We start from the raw sequence: 26,041 nt of genomic DNA on the forward strand, positions 1-26,041 counted from the left end.
ATCACGAAATTAGCAAGCATTCCACAAGATCTCCTTGCTTAAGTGAAGTTTCAGCATCTAAAAAGGCTAGTGCATTTCCCAAGGCCATAGATATTATCATGGAAGAACCCTGTCCGTCCAGAATTTCTACTTTACCTTCTACTATTTTTGCCTTTAAAAATGAAGGTCTATCACCGCTATTCTCAAAATCATGTATAATAGGAAAGAAATATCTTTGCAATCCGTTCTTCTTAGATCCGCTTAATTGCTGAAGTAAAGGCAACACATACAAATAAAAACAACTTAGAGAAGAAGCTGGATTACCTGGTAAGGCAAAAACAAATTTGTTTCCTTTTCTTCCGAAGTAAAGAGGTTTTCCGGGTTTTTGAAATACTTTATAGAACAATTCTTCTACGCCGTTTTCTTCCAACGCCTGTTTTACAAAATCATAATCTCCTACCGAAATTCCACCAGAAAGTATCAAAACATCTGAAACCTCCAGCGAATCCTTTATTCCTGATTTTATTTTTTCAAAATCGTCTGCAATCTGCTTTTTCTCCTGACATACAAATCCGAAATTCTCAGCTGCAGCAGCTAATGCGTAACTATTAGATTCGTAGATCTGACCTTCGCCTTTTGGTTTTCCGGGAGCTACCAATTCATTTCCCGTAGTGATTAAGTGAATCGCTGGTTTTTTATAAACCTGCACTTTCTCAATTCCTAAAGCTCCTATTAAACCAATTCCCGCCGGAGTAATAGTATATCCTTTTTCAAAAACTAACTCACCTTCCTCTAATTCTCCACCTTTTCTTCGAATATTTTGCCCTTCTTTAGGCATTTGTTCTAAATGAAGCGTTTTGCCTTCTACACTGGTTTTTTCCTGCATCATCACGGCAGTGGTGTTTTCCGGAACTTTCGCACCGGTAAAGATGCGCACAGCTTCTCCTTCTTTAAGATCGATCTCATTCATGTCTCCGGCAGCTACTTCTCCTACAATTTTATATTCTTGGAAAATTCCGAATAATGCATAACCATCCATTGCAGAATTATCAAAAGAAGGCATCGCAAATGGCGCAGTGATATTTTCTGAAAGAGAAAACCCAAGGCAATCGCTCAGATTTCTGTTTTCGGTTTTAAGTTCTTTCGGCTGATCTTTAATGATCTTATGTGCTTCTTCAATTGTTACCATTATCCTCCAATTGAGATCATAGACCTGTTCTGTTCATAATGTTCAGCATCCATTTTCACATCCATCCCATCACGAGAAAACTTTTTCGTCTTGATCGAATTAATGATCAATTCGTTCATTTCTTCCCCATTTCGCATTGGCGTTAATAGATCTGTTTCTGAATTAGCAAAGAGGCAATTCTTCATTTTCCCATCTGCAGTAACACGAATACGGTTACATTCATCGCAAAACGGATTGGTGATGGTACTCACAATTCCGAAGCTACCCACATGTCCTTTCACCTGAAAATTATTGGAAGTGCTATGTTTTGGGTTCTTCAGTTCTTCAATATCTCCAAACTTTTCAGAAATGATATTCAGGATTTCCTGTTCAGAAACACCCTTGCTCCAGTCCCATTTATTTCCTTTAAACGGCATGAATTCAATAAATTTTACCGCTAGATTCTTATGCTTGGTCAATTCAATAAAATCATTGATCTCATTATCATTCACTCCTTTGATCAACACAATATTCAGCTTCACTTCCATATCCATTTCCAAAGCCTGTAGAATATTTTTCCAGATTCTATCGAAATAATCCCGCTTGGTAATAAATACAGATTTCGCCTTGTCCAAAGTATCTAGGCTGAGATTGATCTTTTTTAAACCTATCTTCTGAAACAGTTCCAGGTATTTATCCAGCATAATTCCGTTGGTAGTGATTTTTAAAGTAACACCAAGTTTCGCCAGTTCTTCAACCAGATATCCGAAATTCTTACGTACCAAAGGTTCTCCCCCGGTAAGCCGAATGGTATCTACTCCCAAATCACGAAAAGTAGTCGCCAATTGAATGATCTCTTCAATGGTCATAATACTGGATTTCTCCATCAACTCGATTCCCTCTTCAGGCATGCAGTAGAAACAACGAAGGTTGCACCTGTCGGTAAGGGAAATCCTGAGATAGGTATGCTTTCTCCCGAAATTATCTACTATTTGTTTGTTTTCTTCAATCATGTCTTTTTCCTTCTATCACTTTAAAAACGTGCAATACATGCGGAAATATCGCATCCATGCATTCTGCAGCTCCTTTGGTAGATCCCGGTAATGCCAGCACCACTTTGCCTTTAGCGATTCCCGCTACAGATCTAGATAACATTGCATATGGCATACGTTCCTGCCCATAGCTGCGCATTTGCTCTTCCACACCTTTCAACCTAAGATCCAGCATGGGTTCTATTGTTTCCGGGGTTACATCTCTAGGCCCAACACCTGTTCCGCCTGTAAAAATGACCATAGCTGTATCTGCTCCGTTTAAGGCTGCCTCTATTTCTTCAGGCTCATCGGGAATAATAATGCGTTCTGCTTTAATTCCAAATGCTTCCAATTTTGAGACGATTGCTAACCCGGCTTTATCTTCTCCTATTCCTTTAGAAATAGTATCTGAGCACACTACCACCTTTGCGGTAAGTCCTTCAGCATCTATCTTGTAAGATGATTTTCCGCCTTTTTTGTTGTCTAATCTTATAGTCCCAATTTCCACATTTTTATCGATAGGTTTCAGCATATCATACATGGTAAGAGCCACAACGCTGGCTCCATGCATTGCTTCCACCTCAACGCCAGTCTTGTAAATAGTTTTTACCGTCATAGAGATCTGGATCTCGAGTCCGTTGATCTCGTATTCAATTCCGGTGTATTCAATAGGAAGCGGATGGCAATCTGGCAATAGGTCTGGAGTTTTCTTAACCCCTAATAAACCTGCAGCTTTCGCCATTTCAAATACATTTCCCTTGGGAACTCTATTTTCCTGCAATGCCTTGATCGTTTCTTCGCTTGAAGTTCGCACAATCGCAATCGCAGTAGCTTCTCTAAGCGTATTTATTTTATGGGTAATATCAACCATTATTTATTCACTTTCCATTGATGGGTTTCATCTTCGAAAATCTCTTTTCCGAAAATTGGTACATTTGCCTTGATCTCTTCCACAAAATAATTGCAGGCTTCTATGGCAATCTTACGATGTGCCGAAGAAGTAAAAACAAAAAGACATATTTCACCGGTTTTAACATCACCGAGGCTATGATAGATGTGTGCGCAGGTAATATCAAATTTAGAAAAAGCAGCTTCTCTTATTTCATGAAAAACATTCTCTGCCATTTCCTCGTATGCTGAATAATTAATCGCGCTCACCGTTTTTCCATCAATTTCATCTGCTCGAATCTGACCCAAAAAGATACTATGCGCACCAATATTGGTCTTCGATTGATGATTTGCAATGGAAGTCGCAATCTTTTCGGGCGGAATCGCGCCTTGTATAAATACTTTTTTCGGTTTTTTCTTATCCATCTATTATAGTTTCTATTCCTCCTTCAACATTCTTTAAATTCTCGAAGCCGTATTCAGCTTTCAAAAGGTCAACAATTTTCTTACTTCGTTTCCCCGACTGGCAAAAAACGAAAACTTCTTCCTCCTTCGGAATTTCCCAGAGCCTTTCATCCAGATCACTCATCGGTATCTGTATCACTTTCTCTGAAGTGATCCTGGGTTGTTCAAAAATTTCCCTAATATCCAGATAGAGTTTTGAGTAATCACTGATCTTACATTCAATTATAACCGGAATAATTCCATTTTCCTTGATCTTTTCAATCTCATCTTCTCGTTTCTGAAGCTTAAGAGCTTGTTCTGAACCGGTTAGCAAATTGGATAATTTCAGTTTTCCTGAAAGCACATTTCCAACTCCTAAAACTATCTTTAAAACTTCCATCGCCTGAAGCATTCCAAAAATTCCGGGAACTACTCCCAGAACTCCAGTCGCCTCACAATTCACATTCTGTCTGGTGGTCTTAGGAAATAGACATCTGTAACTTGGTCCACCTTTATAATTAAAAACAGATAACTGACCTTCATTTTTATAGATCGAAGCATAAACCCAGGGCTTATCTGCTAAAATACAGGCATCATTTATCAAATATTTAGTCTCAAAATTATCTGTCCCGTCAAGGATAATATCATATTGTTTAAAAAGTTTTTGTGCATTTTCAATGCTTAAAGCTTCATCAATAGCAACTATTTCGATCTCACTATTTAATTGCTGTAATTTTTCCTGAGCAACCAAAGCTTTCGATCTACCGATATCACTCTCATTATATAAAACCTGGCGATGCAAATTGCTGATTGAAACTTTATCGTGATCCATCAACCCGATCTTTCCAACACCTGCACCTACAAGATATTGCGCGGCAGGACAACCGAGTCCGCCCACACCGATGATGAGCACACTGGCTTTGCGGAGTTTTTCCTGTCCGGAAACTCCAACTTCATCCAAGGTTATTTGTCTGTCGTATCTCATTATCCTCCTGCGAATGGCGGCAAAAACGCTACCTCATCACCTTCTTTTAACTCTGAATTTGAATTCAGATCCTGATTCACGGCAATTTGGACCGCTTCCGGATCTGCAATTTTATATTTTTGGACCTGCAGATCTTTAAGATCCTGCACTGAAACTCCCGCCTCCAGATCCAGAATCTCTTCAGATTTTCCAGCAGTTTCTGAGATCATTCCAAAATATTTTATAGTCACTTTCATTCTTTTTCCAACTTTTTTAATCGTTCCACATCTTCCGCGGTATCTACATCAAAATTACCTTCTTCAAACTTCACGATCCCGTAATCTAAATTCTGATCATGAATGAGTTTTTTAGCTCCCTGATATCCTTTCAATTCTTTAAGATCATGAAAAACTTCTGCCGAAAAAATTGCAGGAACGCCAATGTCTCCTGAATATTCTGAAAAGGTCGCTTGATTATTTTTGTCCAACTGAACCTGTATTAATTCTTTAATTCTTTCTTTACTCACAAAGGGTTGATCTGATAGTAAGATTAATATATGATCCAACTCATGTTCTAATTCTTGAGACCTCAGCACACCTTTGCTAATACTGGTAGACATTCCTTCTTCCCAGTTCTCATTCGTTACAACCTCAAATTCCTTTAGATCGATTTCACTTTCTATCTTATTTTTTCTAGCTCCTAAAACTAAAACTTTGCTGTCAAAATCAAGTAAACCTGAAACATCTATCGCATGTTGCAATAAAGATTTCCCATTGAATTCCACTAGCTGTTTAGCATATCCAAGTCGGCTGGAAGAACCAGCGGCAAGAATCACAACTCCTATTTTAGCATTCTGTATCAAACTTTTAACTGCATGAAATGGTTATTTTTCTTTTCATGTATAGGCTCCGACTTTTCCCTAAGGTTTCCCGCAGATGTCCGAGTAAGCACCGACTGAATTTCAGCTAAAATAGAAAGTCCGATCTCTGCCGGAGTTTCTGCACCAATCTCTAAACCTACCGGAGCATATATTTTGTCGTAATTTTCTTCTGAAATATCAAAACCTTCAATTTCTAGATCTGCTTGCATCCTTTCATATTTTTTCAGTGGACCTAGAATTCCTATATATGGGATCGCATCTTCTTTAAGCAACAATTTTAGCACAGCCAGATCATAATTATAATTATGACTCATCAACACAAAGCAGCTTCGCTCATCTATTTCAATATTCTCCAGGGTTTGTTCCGGTTTTGAAACGATCACATGGCACGAGCTGGAAAAACGTTGTTCATTCGCATGCGTAGGTCGGCCGTCGGTCACCGTAACTTCCCAACCAAGTAATTCAGCCTGTTGTGCTAATATTTGTGCATCGTTCCCTGCCCCAACAATTATAAGTTTCACTGGCGGCTGATAATTCTGAATAAAAACATGTTGTATTTCTTCGGAATTCTGAAATTCTGCAAATTGAGATCTTGTAGTTTCTAAACTAAGTTTTGCCTGCTTCTGAAAAATTTGAAGTAATTCTGACTCAGGTTTCTTGCCTATAACTTCTGAATTTTCATCAATAACTAAAGTTGTTCCCGATTGTTCCCTAGTCCGGTTCAAATTGAATTGAACAATGATTGCCTGAGCGGCATTTTTGGAAATTACATTTTTCAACAATTCACAAGGATTGAATTCATCTTGAAAATTTAATGGTTCAAACATTACCTGTATAATTCCATTGCATCCCAACTGTGCACCAATCACCGCATCATCTTCATCACTGGTGTCATAAGTAATCAATTTATTCTTTTGTTGATGCAAAGCGTGCAGCGCTTTTCGCAAAGCATCACCTTCTAAGCATCCACCGCTAATTGCACCAGTAATATTACCAACCTCATCTATAAGCATTCTAGCGCCTGCCCTGCGATAGGAAGAACCTTCTACATGCACAACTGTTGCCAGAATACAGCCTGTATCAGCAGACTTTAACTGATCGTATTGGGCAATTATAGCTTCCAGTTCTCTCATACTTCCACTTTCTTTAACTGGTTTACGCAAGATTTAATTTCTTCCACAGCCAAATCGATATCTTTCTGAGTTGTATTTCTACCTAAACTTATCCGGAAAGACCCAAGTGCTAATTCATCATTTATGCCCATCGCTTTTAAAACATGCGAAGGATTTATAGTATTGGAGGTACAGGCCGAACCTCGAGAAATAGCCAATCTACTTAGTTTTCTTAACATCAAATTACCGTCGATATTTTGAAAGGAGATATTCGTGGTATTTGGTAGTCGGTTTGAATTCTTCGAATTGAACTGCACCTCTTCAAGTTCTGCTAATTTTTTTTCGAAAACGTTTCTCAATTTGGAGATTCTGATAGATTCCTCTTCCATTTCAGCTTTAGCTATTTCAGCAGCTTTTCCAAAACCAACGATTCCAGGCACATTTAAAGTCCCAGGTCTCATGCCTTTTTCTTGTCCGCCACCAAAAACAAATGAATCGATCTCAATGTTATTCTTTTTGTTGATATATAAAGCGCCCACGCCTTTTGGTCCGTAGAGCTTATGAGAAGAAAAAATAGCAATATCCAGATTCAATACTTTCATATCTACCGGGATCTTGCCGACCGCCTGCGTAATATCACTCATCAGGCTAACACCTTTTGAATGTACGATCTTTTCAATTTCCTGCATAGGATGAATCAAGCCGGTTTCATTATTGGCAAGCATCAGGCTTACCAAAATGGTTTCCGAAGTGATCGCTTTTTCTAACTCTTTTAAATCGATATTCCCTTCAGCATCTACTTCCAAATAGGTCACTTTAAAACCTTGCTGTTCCAACGCTTCTAGCGTATCCAAAACCGCCTTATGCTCGGTCTTGCAGCTGATGATATGGTTCCCTTTTGAACTATTTGCTTTACAAAACCCAAAAAGAGCCAAGTTTGCTGCTTCGGTTGCTCCAGAAGTGAATGTGATTCCGGTGGCTTTAGCATTTATCAAATTGCCAATTTGTTCACGAGCAAATTCAACAGCTTCATTTGCATCCCAACCAAAAACATGATCGCTGCTGGCATTTCCGAAATTCTCAGTAAAATAAGGCAACATCGTTTCTAACACCCTGTTATCAACAGGTGTCGTGGCATTAAAATCTAAATATATCTTCTTTTTTAAACTCATTAAAAGCGTTATGTATCTGTAAACATATCGGTGGATAAATTTAATAAACCACAAGGACTAATAAAGAGGCTTTAATCTTTTTTTAAGACCTTCATTAGTTCATCCTCTGCCTTTATTAGTTCTTTTATCTTATCTTGAAGCAACTCATATGCACTCATAATTTGAAAAGCATGGGGAGTAATTTCTGCTCCACCCCCATGCTGACCTCCTTTTTTAAGATTTACCAAATTATGATTCGATCCTAAATTTAATCTTTGAACCATCTCCCAAGCTTTCTTGTAAGATAACTGCATTTTTTCTGCAGCTTTAGATAATGATCCTTCTTTCTGGATCTCTTTTAAAAGTATATGAGGACCCGGTCCATAAAACTTTTCGCCATCTTCCTCTATCCAGCATTTGATCTTTAATTGTTTCATTAGAAAGTTAATCTTATGTTTTTAGATCGTCTTGCATATGAGAAATAAATGGCTGATCGTAAAAACGTTTACCCGTAGCCTTATAAAGAGCGTTTGCTAAAGCACCCTGAATTGGAGGAAATGGCGGCTCCCCTAAACCTGTTGGATCTATAGTACTTTTTACAAAATGAACATCTATGCTTTTAGGCGCCTCTTTATGACGAATTAATCTGTATTTATCATAATTGCTTTGCTGAGGTGCTCCATCTTTAAAAGTAATTTCACTATACAAAGCATGCCCTATACCATCTATGGTTCCACCTTCTACCATGTTTTTTGCAGCGTCTGGATTAACTACAATTCCACAGTCTATTGCACAGGTTACCTTATCTATAACCGGTAGATTGTTTTCTACACTAAGATCTATGACCTGAGCTACATAAGAGTTATGGCAATAATAAGCAGCAACACCTCTATTTTTACTAGAATTACCACTATCCCAACCAGATTTCTCTCTTGCTAGTTTTAAAACTTCGGAAAATCGCGCTGCATCATAATCATTTTCTTCTCCTACAGGATGAATGGATGCTCTTTTAAGCAGATCTAATCTAAACTGAATTGGATCCTGCCCCATTTCTTCTGCTAGTTCATCTAAGAAAGATTGTTCTGCTCCTGCAATAAAATTAGATCGCGGAGCTCTAAAGGCTCCAGTAGAAATATTAGATTCTACGCTCCAACTTTCTGCTAAATAATTATCGATGGCACCTGCAGGAAAACGATTTGGAAAGAGCGGACTTTCAGGAATTCCTCCTGCATTTACATGAAAAGCAGTAAGTTTATTATTTCCATCGAGTGCCGCTTTATAAGTGACATGATATGCAGGGCGATATACCCCGTTGGTCATATCATCTTCTCTACTATACATAAGTTTAATAGGAGCGCCCATTTTTTCTGAAATTACTGCTGCCTCAACTAAGAAATGACCGTACAGCCTTCTACCAAATCCTCCACCCATTCTAGTCATTTGGATATCAATATTCTCAAGATCTATCCCTAAACGCTTCTTAACGCTTATCTCGGCATATTCCGGCGTTTGGATAGGACCTAAAAGCTCTGCTTTTCCTCCGCTTACATCTGCAAAGAAATTCATTGGCTCCATACAATTATGTGCTAGAAAGGGGCACGTATAAGAACGTTCTATAACACGGGCTGCGTTTTTAAATGCTTTCTCCGGATCTCCATCTTTTCTAACGATCTCAGATTTTTTAGAACCAATATCTGCCATTAACGAAGTATGAGTAGTACTGCTTTCTAATCCAGCAGTACCAGCCATTGCCGCAGATTTTTCTAATATCTCGATTTGCTTAGTAAGTTCTGGATTTAGATCCCATTCTACCTTTACTTCTTTCTTAGCCTGCATCACCTGCCAGGTACTCTCTCCAACAACAACTACTAGTTTCGAAAAAGAACCTACATCGCTCCATTCCTTTTCCATGTCTTCAGGATAGGTATCAATGGTAAAAACATCCTTTATACCAGGCATTGATTTAGCCTTTTCCGCATTCATAGATTTAAATTCCATCCCAAAAGCCGGCGGTTGAACCACCATAGCTATTAGCATTCCTTCCTTATACGTATCTATTCCATATAAAGGTTTCCCGGTAATGATCTTCTTTGCATCTACGTTTTTTCGAGAAGTCCCAACTATTTTAAAATTTTTGACTTCCTTTAATTCCACTTCTTCAGGAACCTCAACATCTACCGCAGCTTTAGCAATATCTCCATATCCAATAGTTTTATCGCTACCGGAATGTTTTATAACACCATTTTCAACACTTAATTCAGAAACAGGAACTTCCCATTTATTTGCAGCAGCCGTAAGTAGCATTTGTCTTGCAGTTGCTCCGGCAGTTCTTAGAGATTGCCACCCTTGACGTATAGACTGACTTCCACCTGCAAGTTGACGGGTGAAAATTTCAGTATTTAGTGGAGCTTGTTCTACAATAACGTTATTCCAATCTACATCTAGTTCTTCTGCCACTATCATAGGCATCGAAGTTTTTACGTTCTGCCCTATTTCCGGGTTAGGAGAATAAATAGTTACAATACCATTTTCACCTATCTTTAAATATCCATTTAATTCAAACCATTCTTTAGGCATTTGCATTGCCAATTCTTCTCCTCCATCTTCTGTAGGTCCTTTACATGCTAACCAATTAAATCCTATTATTAGTCCGCCACCAGCTAGAGATACGCTTTTAATAAAGGATCTTCTACCTAAGGATGTTTTTACTTTAGTCATTTTAATATTTTCAAATTAATGGTTATTATGAAAGCTCAGAATTTGCAGCAGTTTTAATAGCTGCTTTAATTCTTGTATAGGTACCACATCTACAAATGTTCCCATTCATTGCGTTTTCAATATCCTTATCGCTAGGTGAAGGATTTCTATTTAACAAAGCAGAAGCAGACATCATTTGCCCCGCCTGGCAGTAACCACATTGCGGTACATCATGCTCCAACCACGCCTTTTGAATTGGATGGTCTCCCGTCTCTGATAATCCTTCTATGGTGGTGATCTTATTATCTGCAGCAGCAGAAATGGGAAGTTGGCAAGACCTTACTGCGGTACCATTAAAATGTACAGTACAAGCGCCACATTGGGCTATTCCACATCCATATTTGGTACCTACCATTTTCAATTGATCTCTTAAAACCCAAAGTAGAGGAGTACTAGGGTCTGCCTCTATTTTTCGACTTTTTCCATTTATGCTAATATTGAATTCTGCCATCTTCTTAAATTTTTCTAAAAATTAAGAAATTAATGTATTACAATCCTAATTATACAAACAACAATTACTGTAATAGCATGTAATTTTGAACGACTTTGATAGGACATCTTGCATCTTATAGGATGAAATTTAAGTTAATGCTACCTACTAGTATTGTCATAAATTTCAATAATATCTGTAAATTGGATTTTTAGTAAGCAACAAGGCAAATAGTATTATGCAAGTAATTTTAAAATCATACAGACTTCTACATTGAAATTAAAAAAAAGGACTGATCCTAAATTCGTATTGATCAATATTGTATTATCTCAATTTTGCTGTACTTCTCTTTGGTTTGCCGGGAATGCGGTTTTAAACGATCTAATTTACGAATTCAGTCTAAACGATAACAGTTTAGGCACTTTAACGTCATCTGTTCAATTAGGTTTTATAACTGGTACTTTACTATTTGCGATCTTTACAGTAGCCGATAGATTTGCTGCTCAAAAAGTGTTTTTTACTTGTGCGCTGCTTGGTGCTTTATGTAACGCTGCAATTATATTTGAAGGTAATAATTTATGGAGCATTTTATCGCTGAGATATTTAACAGGATTCTTTCTAGCAGGAATTTATCCGGTTGGTATGAAGATAGCTTCAGACCATTTTAAAAATGGTCTTGGAAAGGCAATGGGATTTCTTGTAGGGGCATTAGTGCTCGGCACCGCCTTTCCCTATTTATTAAGCAGTTTTACCAATAGTTTCCCATGGAAAGGTGTAATAGCAGTCACTTCTATAATAGCAGTATTTGGTGGAACTATCATGCTAGTTGCTATTCCAAGCACTAACAGATTAAAAAGTGAACGCTTAGAACTAGATGCTTTTATCAACGTTTTTAAGAATAAAAACTTCAGAATTCCTGCGATTGGCTATTTTGGGCATATGTGGGAGTTGTACGCGTTTTGGGCATTTTTACCATTAATCCTAATTGCTTATAAAACATCTCATCCAAATATTTCGCTCAATATTCCAATTCTATGTTTTCTAATAATAGCAATTGGGGCGCTAGGTTGCGTTCTGGGAGGTTATATATCTCAGAAAATTGGAGTTAAGAGAACAGCATTTATTTGCTTACTAATGTCTTGTGCTTGTTGCTTAGGACTGCCATTTTTTATAGCAACTCCTTCAAAAAGCTTGTTTATAGGATATCTTCTATTTTGGGGGTTTATGGTAGTGGCAGATTCACCACTTTTTTCAACATTAGTTGCTCAGCAGGCGCCTGTAAAAGTAAAAGGAACAGCTTTAACAATTGTAAATTGCATAGGATTTCTTATAACCATTGGCAGTATACAATTATTATCATATCTAAATTATCAGTTTAATACAAATTTGATTTATATGATCTTAGCCCTAGGACCAATAGTGGGATTAATTGCGCTATTAAAGAAAAGGAACATTTAAATGCAGACTGAGAACTCATATATTTATTAGATTTATTAAAGTATTTTGAAAGCTATGAAAGAAACAGCAATATTAGAAAAATTCTATAGCTCATTCTCTAAAAATGATGCAGCAGGGATGAACTCTTGTTACCATGAAGACATTATCTTCAGAGATCCTGCATTTGGGGAATTACAAGGAGCTAAAGTAAAAGCTATGTGGCAAATGCTGTTAAGCAGAAAAGAAAGTGAACTTAAAATAGCGTATAACATAATTGAGGTTAATGATAAAAATGGAAGGGTTCACTGGAGAGCTTCCTATAATTTCGGACCAAAGAAAAGAAAGGTTATAAATAATGTCTCTGCTACATTTGAATTTAAAGACGGAAAGATCTATCGGCATAGAGATTCATTTAATACTTATAAGTGGGCTATCCAGGCATTAGGAGTAAGCGGATTTTTTCTAGGGTGGACCGGATTTCTTAGAAGAAAAATTCAAGAGAATACAAATCATAAATTGACTAATTTTATGAAGAATAGATGATAATCAATAGGATCGAGATCTCGATCCAAATTATATAATTCAACACTAAAATTTTAAACTCGGTCTATGCTCAAAAATATCTTCCTTCTTGCTGTTAGCATTCTTTTAAGTTTTCCACTATTCTCTCAAAATAATGCTATAAATAAATCTACGTTTTATATAAATGTATTTATCAATTCAAACAAGCAGGTTTATGTAGAATCCAACAAAACAGAATTTTCAAACATCAAAGTTGAGATCAAGAAAATTATTAGAAATCATCCATTTAAAATTGATGAGACCATTGTGTTTAGAATTTTTGCTGACGAGAATTTGAAATTAGGGTATATCTCTGATGTTAATAGAGAAATGGATGAAGCTTTTGATATACCGTTATCTACGAGAAGATACCTGCTAAATACTGTTCAATTAAACATAGATGGTAAAAATTGGTTTGAATCTAAAAACATTCAGGAGTTAAAAAAAGAATAGAAATATTCTATTAATGAAAAGAATTAGGTAGTAAACAGCATCTTTCAAAAACGCATAACTTATGATAAACATTAAAAATCATTGCACTTACTTTCTTTCTATTTGTTTATTATTAATGATCTTTTCATGTAAAATCAAAGAATCAAGTATCTCAGAATTAAAAAAATATGAGCCCGTAGATATAGATCTTTATAATGAAATTGAGGCGATGGATACCAAATTCTTCAAAGCTTATAATACTTGTGATCTTCAACTTCAATCTGAGATATACTCAGAAGATATTGAGTTTTTTCATGATAAGGGAGGATTGATGACTTCTAAAGAAGCTCTAATAGAAGGCACAGAGAAAAATATATGTGGAAAAGTTACCAGAACAATACTTTCTGGAAGTATGGAAGTATATCCTATTAAAGATTTTGGCGCTGTAGAAATTGGATACCACAAATTCTATAATAGCGAAGAGCCAGATGCGATATCCAAGCCAAGTAAGTTTATCATTTTTTGGAGAAAAATCGAAGCAGATTGGAAGATCACGAAAGTAGTAAGTTTACATAATTAATGGAAAAGAGCATTTATATTGGAAACTTTTGCAAAATACGAACTCAACCTGAAATCTTAAAAATCACTAGATCTATACCAAAATGATAGAACTATTAAACCATAGAAATAAAGATATTACCGCTTTAATTTATAAAGTGTTTCAAGAATCTTATGTTGTAGAAGCGCAATTGTTAAAAGCGAAGGAGTTTCCTCCTTTAAAGAGACAGGTAGCAGACTTTATAAAAGATGACACAGATTTCTATGGATATTGGAAGCATCAGGAACTTGTGGCTGTGATTGAAATTAGGAAATTTGATGGAAGTACTCATCTCCAAAGTATGGTAGTAGTTCCGCAATATTTTAGACAGGGGATTGCACAAAAATTGATAGATCATGTTTTAGAAACGTATCATACGCCTATTCATACCGTAGAAACCGGGGTAGATAATATTCCGGCAATTAAATTGTATGAGAAAAATGGGTTTAAATATATAAAAGAATGGGATACTAATTTTGGAATACGCAAGGTTAGATTTGAAAGAAAATAATATGAAAAATTTTATTCATAATTATAAATATGCTTAGCTTAAATAAAATTCATCATGTAGCGATAATCTGCTCAGATTATGAAAGATCCAAAACTTTTTATACTGAAATTCTAGGATTTCAGATTTTAAATGAAGTCTTTAGAAAGGAAAGAGAATCTTATAAATTAGACTTGGCCCTAGGAAGTAATTACATAATTGAACTTTTCTCCTTTCCCAACACTCCAAATAGACTAACAAAACCTGAAGCCACGGGGCTACGCCATTTAGCTTTTGAAGTTGACAATCTAATTTTAGAAAAAGCAAAATTAGAAAAACTAAAAGTTGATCATGAAAAAGTTAGAAGAGATGAAATTACAGGAAAAGATTTCCTATTCTTCTTTGATCCTGATGGCCTTCCAATAGAGCTATATCAAAAATAAAATTTAAATTAGTGCCTCTAAATTTTTAGTATTATCCAACCTTTATGCACCGTTTCTTAACTTCTATTATTACGATTATACTGGTCTCTGGTAGCCTTTTGAGTTGTAAAGATGGAACTATCGCATTAAAACCCAAAACAGACACAGATCTTCTCCAGAAGGACTTTATTACCTAGTGGAATTATCAATCTAATGCCATTAGACTGGCTGGTAACTTCATTCCATTAGATCAGGATTCTAAAAGAATAAGCAAAGAGGAGTTCTTGAATACATTAACCTCAGGAAACTATATTCCAATTCAATTGGAGTCTAAAGACCATTTGATATATTATAAAATATTCAAAATAAATAAGAATGCTCCAATAAGTATAAATCAAACCATTACATCTCATGCTATTAAAGAACTAAAGTTCGTTAAAATGGAAGGAGCAGAATTTCCAAATTTTAAATGGACAGATCTTCAGAATAACAATTATACCAGCAAAAATACAAAAGGCAAGATCTTAGTGATAAAATGTTGGTTCATTAATTGTTACGCTTGTATCAAGGAATTTCCAGATCTAAACGAACTTGTTGAAAATTATAAAGATCATGCTGATATTAAATTTATTAGTCTGGCTCTGGATACCGAAGATGAACTGAAGGAATTCTTAATCAAACGTCCTTTAAGCTATAGCGTGATACCAGATCAGGAAGATTTTTTAAAATACGATCTTAAAATTACATACTATCCTACCCACATCATACTCGGTAAAGATGGAAAAGTTTTAAAAGTAGTTACTAATTTTGACGACTTAGAAGATGTATTGAAATATGATTTAGAACCTACAAATAAAAATTAAGCAAGCAATGAAATTATATGAAACTCTAAATAAAGTAACACTTTCTGAAGATTTAGAAGTTTCGCCTATTATACATGGCCAATGGCGTTTATCTGAATGGGGTTTAACTAATAACGAGTTACTATCGCTTTTGAATGAATGTGTGAATTTAGGTGTAACCACTTTTGATCATGCAGATATCTATGGAGATTATTCCTGTGAGGCATTATTTGGAGCGGCTTTAAAGTTACAACCGGAACTTCGAGATAAAATTCAACTTATCTCTAAATGTGGAATCAAATTAATTTCTGAAAAATATCCGGAAAGAACCATCAAACATTATGATTACAGCTATAAGCATATAGTGTCTTCTGCAGAAAATTCTTTGAAACAATTACATACAGATAGATTAGATCTTTTATTATTGCACAGACCTGCCCCTTTTTTTGATCCAGATGAAGTGTCCAAAGCTTTTAATCATCTTAAAAATTCAGGAAAAGTGCTTCATTTTGGAGTTTCCAATTTTACGCCTCAAGAATTTAGTATGTTGAATTCAAGATTAGAAGATAAATTAGTAACTAATCAAATTGAGATCTCTCCTTACTGTTTAGAACATTTTGAGAATAATAATATTAACTATCTAATTGAAAACAATATTAAACCAATGGCTTGGTCTCCACTTGCCGGCGGTGAAATTCTAAAGCCCAAATCAGATAAAGGAAAAAGAGTTCTTACTGCTATACAGGAAGTGGCTAATGATTTGCAACAAGATAAATTGGATAAAGTAATTTACAGCTGGCTTTTAAAGCATCCTGCAAAAATACTCCCAATAGTTGGCACAGGAAATATTAATAGAATTAAGACCGCTGTAGATGCCTCACAACTGCCTTTTACATTAGAGCATTGGTATAAAATATATTCTGCCTCCATGGGAGTTGAAGTACCTTAATAATTGTATGGAATTTGTTGAAACTAAAATATTAAGTGCCAAACAGCTTGAAGAGCTTAAGTTACTCTGGAATAATGAATATCCGGAGAAGCTCTATATTGACAAAATGTTTCATTTCAAGGAGTATTTACATACTAAGGAAAATATAGAACATGTACTTGTTTTAAATTCTTCCGGAGAATTAATAGGATGGTTTTTTACATTTATAAGAAGTGAAGAAAATTGGTTTGCTTTGATCTTGGCATCTACCATTCAAAAACAAGGTTTAGGAAGGAAACTGCTTAATATGGCAAAGCAAAAGCACTTAGAGCTCAATGGGTGGGTAATAGATCATAACAATGAAATATTAAGATCTGGAGAAGCTTATATGTCTCCACTACAGTTTTACAAGAACAATGATTTTGAAGTCTTTAATTACTGTAGATTGGGATTAGAGAAGATATCTGCAGTAAAGGTGGTTTGGAAAGCTCAGGAATTATATAATTAAGATAGTTTTAAAAACTTCTAATTAATTATCAAAGTTTCTTTAAAACATCTCGAAAATCTTTAAATAAAAAAGCCTCCTTATTCAGGAGGCTTTTCTTATTTATGATATTATAAAAGGATTAGTTCTTCCCTTCCATTTTATCTTTCAACGCTTGAAGTTCAGCATTTACATCACCAATAGTGGTTTTGTCGCTACTGTTTTGAGAAGCTGCTTTTTTAGCGGCTTGCTTCACAATTTCTTGCTCTTCTTCTTTGTGGATAGCAGTATGAGACGCAACCACACGTTTGAATTCTTTATTGAATTCTATGATCTGGAATTCTGCAGACTCTCCAGCTTTCAATTTCTTACCATCTTCTTTTTCAAGGTGACGAGTAGGAACAAATGCAGTGATATCTTCATTAAAGTCGATAGTCGCTCCTTTGTCTACAATTTCAGAAATTTCAGCAGTATGAGTTGTACCTACAGCAAACTCAGTTTCGTATTTATCCCAAGGATTAGATTCAGTTTGTTTGTGACCTAAACTTAGCTTACGTCCTTCAACATCTAATTCTAATACAACAACCTCTAATTTATCACCAACGTTAGTGAATTCAGACGGATGCTTGATTTTCTTAGTCCAAGAAAGATCAGAAATATAAATAAGTCCGTCAATTCCTTCTTCTAATTCAACAAATACACCAAAGTTTGTAAAGTTACGTACAATACCTGTGTGCTTAGAACCTACAGGATATTTAGAAGTAATATCAGTCCATGGATCTTGAGATAATTGCTTAATACCAAGAGACATTTTTCTGTCATCACGATCTAAAGTTAAGATCTGAGCTTCAACCTCATCCCCAACTTTTACGAAATCTTGTGCAGATCTTAAGTGAGTGCTCCAAGACATTTCAGAAACGTGGATAAGACCTTCTACACCTTCAGCAACTTCAATAAATGCTCCGTAATCTGCGATTACAACAACTTTACCTTTTACTTTATCACCAACTTTTAGGTTCTCATCAAGAGCTTCCCATGGGTGTTTGTGTAATTGTTTAAGACCTAATTGAATTCTTGTTTTAGCTTCATCGAAGTCAAGAATTACAACGTTTAATTTTTGATCTAGTTCTACGATCTCATTTGGATGGTTGATACGAGACCAAGAAAGGTCTGTAATGTGGATTAATCCATCTACACCACCAAGATCAACAAACACACCGTAAGAAGTAATATTCTTCACAGTACCTTCTAATACCTGACCTTTTTCTAATTGACCGATGATCTCTTTTTTCTGCTCTTCGATATCTGCTTCGATAAGCGCTTTGTGAGATACTACAACGTTCTTAAATTCGTGGTTGATTTTCACAACTTTGAATTCCATTGTTTTTCCTACATAAGCATCGTAATCTCTAATTGGCTTCACATCTATTTGAGAACCTGGCAAGAATGCTTCAATTCCAAATACGTCTACGATCATACCACCTTTAGTACGACATTTAACGAAACCATTTACTATTAATGCTTCATCATGTGCTTTATTCACACGATCCCAAGCCATGATCACACGAGCTTTACGGTGAGAAAGTATTAATTGTCCTGTTGCATCTTCACGCACATCAATTAAAACTTCTACCTCATCTCCTACTTTAAGGTCTGGGTTGTAACGGAATTCGTTAAGAGAAATAACTCCTTCACTCTTCGCGTTAATGTCGATGATTGCATCACGATCTGTAATATTAATTACAGTTCCTGTTACAACTTCGTCGTCCAAAGTATCAACAAAATTCTCTGCTACTAACTGCTCAAACTCTTCTAATTTAGAATCATCAACCGGGTCAATTCCTTCTTCGTAATTGTGCCAGTTAAAGTCTGCTAAGAATTTTTCAGGGTTAGCCTGTTGTGCAGCTGCAGTTGGTTGAGAATCATTATCTAATCCGGCTACCGCCTGAATGTTTGATTCTTGAACGTCTTGATTTTTTGTTTCTTCAGCCATTGCTGATTGTAATATTTGTATTCTATGTTCTTATTCAGGAAAAATTATGGCAATTAAAAAACGTAGAAGCGATTATTTATTTGATTTTCAGTCCCTTTTCTTTTCCTATACTATTGCCGAAAAGGAGTGCAAAAATACAATTAATTTTTTAAAATTCAAACATTTGATTATTCTGAATTAAGAAACAGAATTTTTGAATAAAAAATGAAAAATTAGAATCAGTACAGAGTAGATCATACCAAGTGTGGCAACGCCTGTCCATCCAAATTCTTGCCAGGCATATGCTCCTGAAGTAGTACCAATAGCTCCCCCTATAAAGTATCCAACCATATAGATAGTATTGATCCTATTTCTGGCATCTTGATTCTTTGAAAAGATGATATTCTGATTGGTAATATGTAAAGATTGTAAACCCATATCAACTAAAAGTACTCCTATAACTAACCCAACAATAGAAGTTCCTGAAAACTCAAAAACTCCCCAAGCCAAGATCATAATAATGGTAGAGATGGTAATAAGTTTATTCTTATTCATTTTATCGCTTAGTTTGCCCATGACCGTTGCTGCAAGCGCTCCTGCTATTCCTAGAATTCCAAAGGCACCTGTAACCGCACTACCATAATTAAAAGAATCTTCCATAAGAAAAACCAGTGTAGTCCAAAAGGCACTAAACCCTGCAAACCCTAATCCTCCTCTTACAGCAGCCAATCTCACAGAACTTTCAGACTTAAAATAATGAATTATAGATCTCATTAATTGAGCGTACGTGCCCTTAAAATCTGGAGCTAGTTCTGGTAATTTGTATTTAAGCAGTACCCAATAAACAAGCATAATTCCTGTAGCTATATAATACATGGCTCTCCAACCAAGATATTCCCCTACCATTCCGCTAATGAATCTACTTCCAAGAATTCCAATAAGCAAACCGCTCATTACAATTCCTATAGCCCTACCCTTTCTTTCTTCCGAAGCTAACTGAGCTGCCATGGGTACAAAGAGTTGTGGGACTACTGATGAAAAACCGATAAAGAAACTGGCTATGGTTAATATTAATAAGGATGGAGCTAAAGCAGCAGCTAATAAACTGATAACGATGGCAATAAAATCTATAAGAATTAATTTCTTTCTTGGATATTTATCTCCCAAAGGAATTATAAATAATAATCCTAAAGCATAACCTATCTGAGTAAATAAAGGAATATTACTTACCGCGGTTTCTTTAACATTGTAGGTATCAGCAATAAGATTTAAAAGTGGTTGATTATAATAGTTGTTAGCAACTACCAACCCAGCTCCAACAGCCATTAGGTACAATAGCGAATTTGGAAGTTTAGCCTCAGACATTATTATTCCAACTTATTTTTGTTTAGCAATTACCTCATTTGCAAGATTCAGTAAGGTATGGAATTGCTCCTCTAAGGTTAGTGAAGAATTATCTATTTCTATAGCATCATCTGCCTTAATTAAAGGAGAATCTTCTCTAGTAGTATCTAAATGATCTCTTTCCGTAACATTTTTTAGAACCTCATCATATTTCACTTTATCACCCTTTTCTTCCATTTCTTTAAAGCGACGCTTAGCTCTTTCTTCTGCAGTTGCTGTCATGAACAACTTAAGTTCAGCATCGGGAAATACAACAGTTCCTATATCTCTACCGTCCATAACTACCGCTTTTTCTTTTCCTAAAAGTTGCTGTTGCTGTACTAATTTCACTCTTACCTCTGGCACTGCTGCCACTTGACTAACGAAGTTTGAAACCTTCATTTGTCTAATTTCATCTTCTACATTTTCATCATTCAGATAAATTGCTGCAAAACCTAAGTTTTCATCGAATTTGAATTTCAATTTAATTTCAGATAACTTTTCAATTAAAGATTCCTTATCAAAAGAGGTCTCGGTTATAAGGGAATTTCTTAACGCATATAATGTTATAGCTCTATACATAGCACCAGAGTCTACGTATACATAGCCTAATTCTTTTGCAATTTGTTTAGCTACTGTACTCTTTCCTGTAGAAGAAAATCCGTCTATCGCTATGGTGATTTTATGATCTGTCAAAATTGATTTTTTAATTGATTGAAATTACAGTGCAAAAATACATAATCAGATGTATCATTTAATAAAAAACCCGGCCATTAGCCGGGTTTCTGTTTTATAAAGTTTTTGCGTTCTTCACTTTCTCATCTGTGAGCGCTAAGGTTATTACTTCACTCATGTCTTTTACATAGTGAAAGGTAAGACCTTTAAGATATTCTGCTTTTATCTCTTCAATATCTCTCTTATTCTCTTCACACAAAATAAGCTCGGTAATTCTTGCGCGCTTAGCAGCAAGTATCTTTTCTTTGATTCCTCCTACAGGTAGAACTTTTCCTCTAAGTGTAATCTCACCCGTCATTGCTATATTCTTTTTCACCTTTCTTTGAGTAAATAATGAAACCAAAGAAGTTAGCATTGTTATTCCTGCACTAGGGCCATCTTTTGGAGTAGCACCTTCTGGCACATGAATATGTACATTATATTTCTCAAATACTTCTGCATCTAATCCAAGAATATCTGCATTTGCCTTGATATACTCCATAGCAATCGTGGCAGACTCCTTCATAACTTTTCCTAAGTTTCCGGTTATATTTAAATTCCCTTTACCTTTAGATAGTATAGATTCAATAAATAAAATATCTCCTCCAACTTGAGTCCAAGCCAAACCTGTAACTACTCCGGCTACTTCGTTATTCTCGTATTTATCTCTCTCCATTCTAGGACTTCCTAAAATTTTGATAACATCTTCATTAGTTATCTTAACGTTATACTCTTCTTCCATGGCAATATTCTTAGCCGCATATCTTACCATTTTGGCAATTTGCTTCTCCAAACCACGCACACCAGATTCTCTTGTATAACCTTCAACTATTTTCTCTAGCTGCGCTTTACCAATTTTTATGTTATCCTTGGTAAGCCCGTGCTCTTCCAACTGCTTAGGCAATAAGTGTTGCTTAGCGATCTCAACCTTTTCTTCTATAGTATATCCTGTAACATTAATGATTTCCATTCTATCTCTAAGTGCAGGTTGAATGGTAGACATATTATTAGCAGTGGCAATAAACATCACCTTAGAAAGATCAAACCCCATTTCTAAGAAGTTATCATGAAACTCACTATTTTGCTCGGGATCTAGTACTTCTAATAATGCTGAAGATGGATCTCCGTTATGACCATTAGATAACTTATCTATTTCATCTAATACAAACACAGGGTTGCTAGTACCAGCCTTTTTCAAACTCTGAATTATTCTACCAGGCATCGCACCGATGTAGGTTTTTCTATGTCCGCGAATCTCTGCTTCATCTCTTAATCCACCTAAAGAAATACGTACATATTCCCTTCCCAAGGCTTCTGCTACAGATTTACCTAAAGATGTTTTACCAACTCCCGGAGGACCGTATAAACATAGAATTGGAGACTTCATATCATTACGCAATTTTAACACTGCTAGATATTCTATAATACGTTCCTTAACATCATCTAACCCGTAATGATCTCTATCTAGAATTCTTTTAGCTCTTTTAAGATCAAATTTATCTTTACTGAATTCATCCCAAGGAAGATCCAAGAACAGATCTAAGTAATTTCTTTGAATGCTATATTCGGCTACCTGTGGATTCATTCGCTGCATCTTAGAAAGCTCTTTATTAAAGTGCTTCTTAATTTTCTCGCTCCACTTTTTCTTCTTGCCACGCATTCTCATTTCTTCCAACTCATCGTCTTGAGAAACTCCCCCCAACTCTTCTTGAATGGTTTTCATTTGCTGATGTAAGAAATACTCACGCTGCTGCTGGCTCATATCGCTTTGAACCTTGCTTTGAATGTCATTCTTCAATTCCAATTTCTGAAATTCAACATTCATATATTTCAAGGTAGCTAATGCTCTTCCTTTAAGATCATTGTTCTCCAATAGTTTCTGCTTCTCCTCTACCGTAAGGTTCATATTAGAAGAAACAAAATTTATTAAGAAAGAAGGACTTTCAATATTTTTTATTGCAAAAGAAGCTTCCGTGGGAATATTAGGGCTTCCCTTAATAATTTGCAAAGCAAGTTCTTTTATTGATTCTATGATCGCACCAAACTCAGCATTTTCCTGTTCTGGTCTTGCTTCAGGAACTTCTTTTATAGAAGCAGTTATATAAGGAGTCTCAGAAATTATCTCTTCAATCTCAAAGCGTTTTTTTCCCTGAATGATTACTGTTGTGTTTCCATCAGGCATTTTTAACACTCGTAAGATCCGAGCTACTACCCCAGTCTTAAAAATATCTTTATCCTTAGGGTTCTCGACTTCTTCATCTTTTTGAGCTACAACTCCAATAACCTTATCCCCATTATTAGCATCATTAATTAGTTTAATAGATGCATCTCTTCCTGCAGTTATAGGTATCACAACTCCTGGGAATAATACTGTATTTCTTAGGGGTAATATAGGAAGCGCGTTAGGAAGCTCTTCTTTATTTATCTCTTCTTCATCTTCAGGCGTCATTAAAGGAATTAATTCTGCATCTTCATCTATTCCTTGAAATGACAAACTGTCAATATTTAATAATTTTGATTTAGCCATATCGTTTTTTAGGTCAAACTGTCATTACAGTTTATTATTCAATCTGTCTTAAGGCCTCTAAATTGCTGGGGTTACAAAACCGCTGCTCTAAAAGAACTTATCTTTTTAATCAATTCAATTCTTGTGCCACCTATTATTAGCTAAATTATTTTATTAAAACTGTAACAATTTAATTTGAAGACTATCTTTATAATAGAGCTAAGGGAATTTTCTTGATAACAACTATTAATTATATAGACGATTTGATATTGCGATGTCGCAAAGGCGAGCAACGTGCGCAGTTAGAAATATATAATAAATATTACAGAGCAATGTATAATACCGCACTTAGAATTGTTAACGACAGTGCAGAAGCGGAAGATATAATGCAAGAAGCTTTTATAAAGGCTTTTGCTAAAATTAAAAGTTTTGAAGGAAAATCAACTTTTGGTGCTTGGTTAAAAAGAATCGTGGTGAACCTAAGCATTAATTCATGTAATAAAAGATCTAAATATCAGGAAGTTTCTTATCAAGATGAATTTAAAAATGATGTATTTGAAGATGAAGGCATAGATCATAATGAAGATCAAATCAATTCTAAAGTTTTAAAAGTTCTAAATGCAATGAAATGCCTGAAGAATAATTACAGGATCATTCTGCATTTACATTTAATTGAAGGCTATGATTATGAAGAGATCTGCGAGATCATGAAAATTAGTGCCGCTAATTGCAGAACAACAATTTCCAGAGCGAAAGAAAGCTTGAGAGCAAAATTATTAGGAAATGAAAAATAGAGATATAGATATAAACGAGCTATTTAAAGATCAGGATTTTGATCTTGTAGAGCCTGCTAATGGTCATCAAGATAGGTTTTTAGAAAAGTTGAAGCACCATGAAGACTCAAAACCTAAAAATCATTATAAGCTTAGAACGCTATGGGCTCCAATTGTATCAGTTGCTGCGAGTATAATTTTGGTGATCTTACTTACAGGAAATCTATGGGCTCCAAAACTGGCTAAAGAAAATACCGATCTAGCGGCAGTTTCTCCAGAGATGAAAGAAACTCAACATTTTTACAACCAGTTAATAAAAACTGAATTAGAGAAGGTTAATACCGGTAAATCTCCAGCAACAGAGGCAGTTATTAAAGATGCATTAGCACAAATGGAAAGGCTGGATATAGAATATACCAAACTGAAAGAAGATTTAAACAGTAGCGGCAAAGATAAGCGTGTAATTTTTGCAATGGTCTCTAACCTTCAACAACGTATAGATGTATTAAATAACGTTTTATCTAGAATAGATGAAATTAATGAACTTAAAAACCTTAAAGATGAGAACAATTACATATAAACTGCTGTTTCTATTAGCATTACTGCCAAGTATTATTTTTGCTAAAAATTCACCGGTTTCAGGAGAAATGAATGGGAGACATACTAAACAGAAGAAAGTTTCTAAACAATTTAATGTTTCTGCCAACGACCTGCTTAAAATTGACAACAGCTACGGAAATATAGATATCACTACCTGGGACAAAAATATAGTGAGTATAGAAGTACTCATTAAAACTAATGGCGATGATGAGGATAAAGTCCGTCAAAAATTGGAAGATATTCGAATAGAGTTCAATCAAAGTTCTTCCTACGTAAGCGCTAAAACCTATTTTTCTAAGAACGAGAATAATTCCTGGTGGGATATTCTTTTTGGAAATAGTAACAATGTTAATATGGAAGTAAATTATATTATTAAGGCTCCAATTACCAACAATATAGATATTAGTAATGATTACGGAAATATCTATTTAGACAAATTAACCGGGGATTCTAAGATTAGTTGTGATTATGGCACAATAGATATTGGAGAATTACGAGGAAATAGTAATAGGATTAGCTTTGATTATTCCAGAAATAGTCATTTTGGATTTGTGAACAAAGCGGTGATAAGTGCAGATTATTCTGAATTTACTATAGAAGATGCAAATTCTATAGACCTCTCTGCAGACTATACAAATTCCCAATTTAATAAAGTAGAGCTTTTAAAATTTAGTTGTGATTATGGAAGCTTAACAGTGGGAAAGGTGAAGAGAGTTTCTGGTTCCGGAGATTACCTTAGCACAAAAATTGGTCAGATTCATCAAAATGCAGATCTTAATTTCGATTATGGTAGCGTTTCTATTGATAAAATAGTAAAAGGTGCCGGAGATATTTCATTAAACACAGATTATGTAGGAGTAAAAATTGGATATGCCTCAGACCAAGCTTTCAATTTTGATGTAAATACTTCATACGGTGGAGTAAAAGGCTTGGATAATTTCGAAATTAGAAAACAGAATTCCAGCTCTTCAGATAAAAGTTTCTCCGGATATTATCTAAATGCAAATAGCAGCAGCAATATTAGAGTGAAAGCCAGCTATGGCAGTGTCTCTTTCAGAAAAAATTAAACAAAATAACTATAACTAAAAAACAACACCA

General features: G+C 35.3%; 28 protein-coding genes. 12 read left to right on the plus strand and 16 right to left on the minus strand.

Annotation, left to right across the window (positions count from 1 at the left end; all coding sequences use genetic code 11):
- Position 1: 1 nt before the first annotated feature.
- The 12 genes from glp to P163_RS17330 form a co-directional block, all read right to left on the minus strand.
- Entirely contained in the window at positions 2–1,168 is a 1,167-nt protein-coding gene (gene glp, locus P163_RS17275) for a gephyrin-like molybdotransferase Glp (protein WP_034894902.1), read from the minus strand.
- Positions 1,168–2,160: a GTP 3',8-cyclase MoaA gene (gene moaA, locus P163_RS17280; RefSeq protein ID WP_034894905.1), complete on the minus strand. Its 993-nt coding sequence runs from the start codon at positions 2,158–2,160 to the stop codon at positions 1,168–1,170. Before moaA ends, glp begins: the two co-directional genes overlap by 1 nt.
- Positions 2,153–3,049 (minus strand): bifunctional molybdenum cofactor biosynthesis protein MoaC/MoaB, encoded by an 897-nt coding sequence (gene moaCB / locus P163_RS17285; protein ID WP_034894909.1) that lies wholly within the window; start codon positions 3,047–3,049, stop codon positions 2,153–2,155. The genes moaA and moaCB overlap by 8 nt, the downstream gene beginning before the upstream one ends.
- A complete protein-coding gene (locus tag P163_RS17290; RefSeq protein WP_034894913.1) occupies positions 3,049–3,492 on the minus strand; it encodes a molybdenum cofactor biosynthesis protein MoaE in 444 nt (147 codons plus the stop codon). Before P163_RS17290 ends, moaCB begins: the two co-directional genes overlap by 1 nt.
- Positions 3,485–4,495 (minus strand): HesA/MoeB/ThiF family protein, encoded by a 1,011-nt coding sequence (locus P163_RS17295; RefSeq protein WP_034894916.1) that lies wholly within the window; start codon positions 4,493–4,495, stop codon positions 3,485–3,487. Before P163_RS17295 ends, P163_RS17290 begins: the two co-directional genes overlap by 8 nt.
- On the minus strand, positions 4,495–4,731 hold the full coding sequence (locus P163_RS17300) for a MoaD/ThiS family protein (protein ID WP_034894919.1): 237 nt from the start codon (positions 4,729–4,731) through the stop codon (positions 4,495–4,497). The genes P163_RS17295 and P163_RS17300 overlap by 1 nt, the downstream gene beginning before the upstream one ends.
- Positions 4,728–5,336: an NTP transferase domain-containing protein gene (locus P163_RS17305; RefSeq protein WP_034894922.1), complete on the minus strand. Its 609-nt coding sequence runs from the start codon at positions 5,334–5,336 to the stop codon at positions 4,728–4,730. Before P163_RS17305 ends, P163_RS17300 begins: the two co-directional genes overlap by 4 nt.
- The gene (locus P163_RS17310; RefSeq protein WP_231556270.1) at positions 5,333–6,517 is read right to left on the minus strand and encodes an XdhC family protein; all 1,185 of its coding nucleotides are present in this window, start codon (positions 6,515–6,517) and stop codon (positions 5,333–5,335) included. The genes P163_RS17305 and P163_RS17310 overlap by 4 nt, the downstream gene beginning before the upstream one ends.
- Complete coding sequence (locus tag P163_RS17315; RefSeq protein WP_034894929.1) at positions 6,484–7,638, minus strand: cysteine desulfurase family protein; 1,155 nt, start codon at positions 7,636–7,638, stop codon at positions 6,484–6,486. Before P163_RS17315 ends, P163_RS17310 begins: the two co-directional genes overlap by 34 nt.
- A gap of 71 nt (positions 7,639–7,709) precedes the next feature.
- Positions 7,710–8,054, minus strand: a complete 345-nt coding sequence (locus P163_RS17320) for a winged helix-turn-helix domain-containing protein (RefSeq protein WP_034894932.1) — start codon at positions 8,052–8,054, stop codon at positions 7,710–7,712.
- Positions 8,055–8,067: 13 nt separating this feature from the next.
- A complete protein-coding gene (locus P163_RS17325; protein ID WP_034894935.1) occupies positions 8,068–10,335 on the minus strand; it encodes a xanthine dehydrogenase family protein molybdopterin-binding subunit in 2,268 nt (755 codons plus the stop codon).
- Between the two features lie 25 nt (positions 10,336–10,360).
- On the minus strand, positions 10,361–10,825 hold the full coding sequence (locus P163_RS17330; protein WP_034894938.1) for a (2Fe-2S)-binding protein: 465 nt from the start codon (positions 10,823–10,825) through the stop codon (positions 10,361–10,363).
- 252 nt (positions 10,826–11,077) lie between these two features.
- Between P163_RS17330 and P163_RS17335 the strand changes: the two genes are divergently transcribed.
- The 9 genes from P163_RS17335 (at position 11,078) to P163_RS17375 (ending at position 17,019) form a co-directional block, all read left to right on the plus strand.
- Positions 11,078–12,262, plus strand: coding sequence for an MFS transporter (locus P163_RS17335; protein ID WP_034894941.1), 1,185 nt, complete (start codon positions 11,078–11,080; stop codon positions 12,260–12,262).
- Between the two features lie 54 nt (positions 12,263–12,316).
- Positions 12,317–12,784 (plus strand): nuclear transport factor 2 family protein, encoded by a 468-nt coding sequence (locus P163_RS17340; protein ID WP_034894944.1) that lies wholly within the window; start codon positions 12,317–12,319, stop codon positions 12,782–12,784.
- Between the two features lie 66 nt (positions 12,785–12,850).
- Positions 12,851–13,255: a hypothetical protein gene (locus tag P163_RS17345; RefSeq protein WP_034894947.1), complete on the plus strand. Its 405-nt coding sequence runs from the start codon at positions 12,851–12,853 to the stop codon at positions 13,253–13,255.
- 61 nt (positions 13,256–13,316) lie between these two features.
- Entirely contained in the window at positions 13,317–13,814 is a 498-nt protein-coding gene (locus tag P163_RS17350; RefSeq protein ID WP_081891380.1) for a nuclear transport factor 2 family protein, read from the plus strand.
- Positions 13,815–13,896: 82 nt separating this feature from the next.
- The gene (locus tag P163_RS17355; RefSeq protein ID WP_034894950.1) at positions 13,897–14,343 is read left to right on the plus strand and encodes a GNAT family N-acetyltransferase; all 447 of its coding nucleotides are present in this window, start codon (positions 13,897–13,899) and stop codon (positions 14,341–14,343) included.
- 29 nt (positions 14,344–14,372) lie between these two features.
- The gene (locus P163_RS17360; RefSeq protein ID WP_034894953.1) at positions 14,373–14,762 is read left to right on the plus strand and encodes a VOC family protein; all 390 of its coding nucleotides are present in this window, start codon (positions 14,373–14,375) and stop codon (positions 14,760–14,762) included.
- A gap of 263 nt (positions 14,763–15,025) precedes the next feature.
- A complete protein-coding gene (locus P163_RS17365; RefSeq protein WP_051931322.1) occupies positions 15,026–15,604 on the plus strand; it encodes a TlpA family protein disulfide reductase in 579 nt (192 codons plus the stop codon).
- Positions 15,605–15,611: 7 nt separating this feature from the next.
- A complete protein-coding gene (locus tag P163_RS17370) occupies positions 15,612–16,532 on the plus strand; it encodes an aldo/keto reductase family oxidoreductase (protein ID WP_034894956.1) in 921 nt (306 codons plus the stop codon).
- A gap of 7 nt (positions 16,533–16,539) precedes the next feature.
- On the plus strand, positions 16,540–17,019 hold the full coding sequence (locus P163_RS17375; protein WP_034894959.1) for a GNAT family N-acetyltransferase: 480 nt from the start codon (positions 16,540–16,542) through the stop codon (positions 17,017–17,019).
- Between the two features lie 118 nt (positions 17,020–17,137).
- Here the strand turns inward: P163_RS17375 and rpsA are convergent, their stop codons facing one another.
- From rpsA to lon, 4 genes are all read right to left on the minus strand, one after another.
- On the minus strand, positions 17,138–18,988 hold the full coding sequence (gene rpsA / locus P163_RS17380) for a 30S ribosomal protein S1 (RefSeq protein ID WP_034894962.1): 1,851 nt from the start codon (positions 18,986–18,988) through the stop codon (positions 17,138–17,140).
- 177 nt (positions 18,989–19,165) lie between these two features.
- A complete protein-coding gene (locus P163_RS17385) occupies positions 19,166–20,332 on the minus strand; it encodes an MFS transporter (RefSeq protein WP_034894965.1) in 1,167 nt (388 codons plus the stop codon).
- A gap of 12 nt (positions 20,333–20,344) precedes the next feature.
- Positions 20,345–21,046: a (d)CMP kinase gene (gene cmk / locus P163_RS17390; protein ID WP_034894968.1), complete on the minus strand. Its 702-nt coding sequence runs from the start codon at positions 21,044–21,046 to the stop codon at positions 20,345–20,347.
- Between the two features lie 94 nt (positions 21,047–21,140).
- Complete coding sequence (gene lon, locus P163_RS17395) at positions 21,141–23,591, minus strand: endopeptidase La (RefSeq protein WP_034894972.1); 2,451 nt, start codon at positions 23,589–23,591, stop codon at positions 21,141–21,143.
- Positions 23,592–23,803: 212 nt separating this feature from the next.
- Here lon and P163_RS17400 point away from each other — a divergent pair, with 212 nt between their 5' ends.
- From P163_RS17400 to P163_RS17410, 3 genes are read left to right on the plus strand one after another with little or no spacing between them, the layout of a single operon-like run.
- Entirely contained in the window at positions 23,804–24,364 is a 561-nt protein-coding gene (locus tag P163_RS17400) for an RNA polymerase sigma factor (RefSeq protein ID WP_034894975.1), read from the plus strand.
- Entirely contained in the window at positions 24,354–24,923 is a 570-nt protein-coding gene (locus P163_RS17405; RefSeq protein ID WP_034894978.1) for a hypothetical protein, read from the plus strand. The genes P163_RS17400 and P163_RS17405 overlap by 11 nt, the downstream gene beginning before the upstream one ends.
- Complete coding sequence (locus P163_RS17410; RefSeq protein WP_034895136.1) at positions 24,904–26,010, plus strand: hypothetical protein; 1,107 nt, start codon at positions 24,904–24,906, stop codon at positions 26,008–26,010. The genes P163_RS17405 and P163_RS17410 overlap by 20 nt, the downstream gene beginning before the upstream one ends.
- Positions 26,011–26,041 lie beyond the last annotated feature (31 nt).

The sequence above is a fragment of the Gillisia sp. Hel_I_29 genome (assembly GCF_000744275.1).
Classification (GTDB): Bacteria; Bacteroidota; Bacteroidia; order Flavobacteriales; family Flavobacteriaceae; genus Gillisia.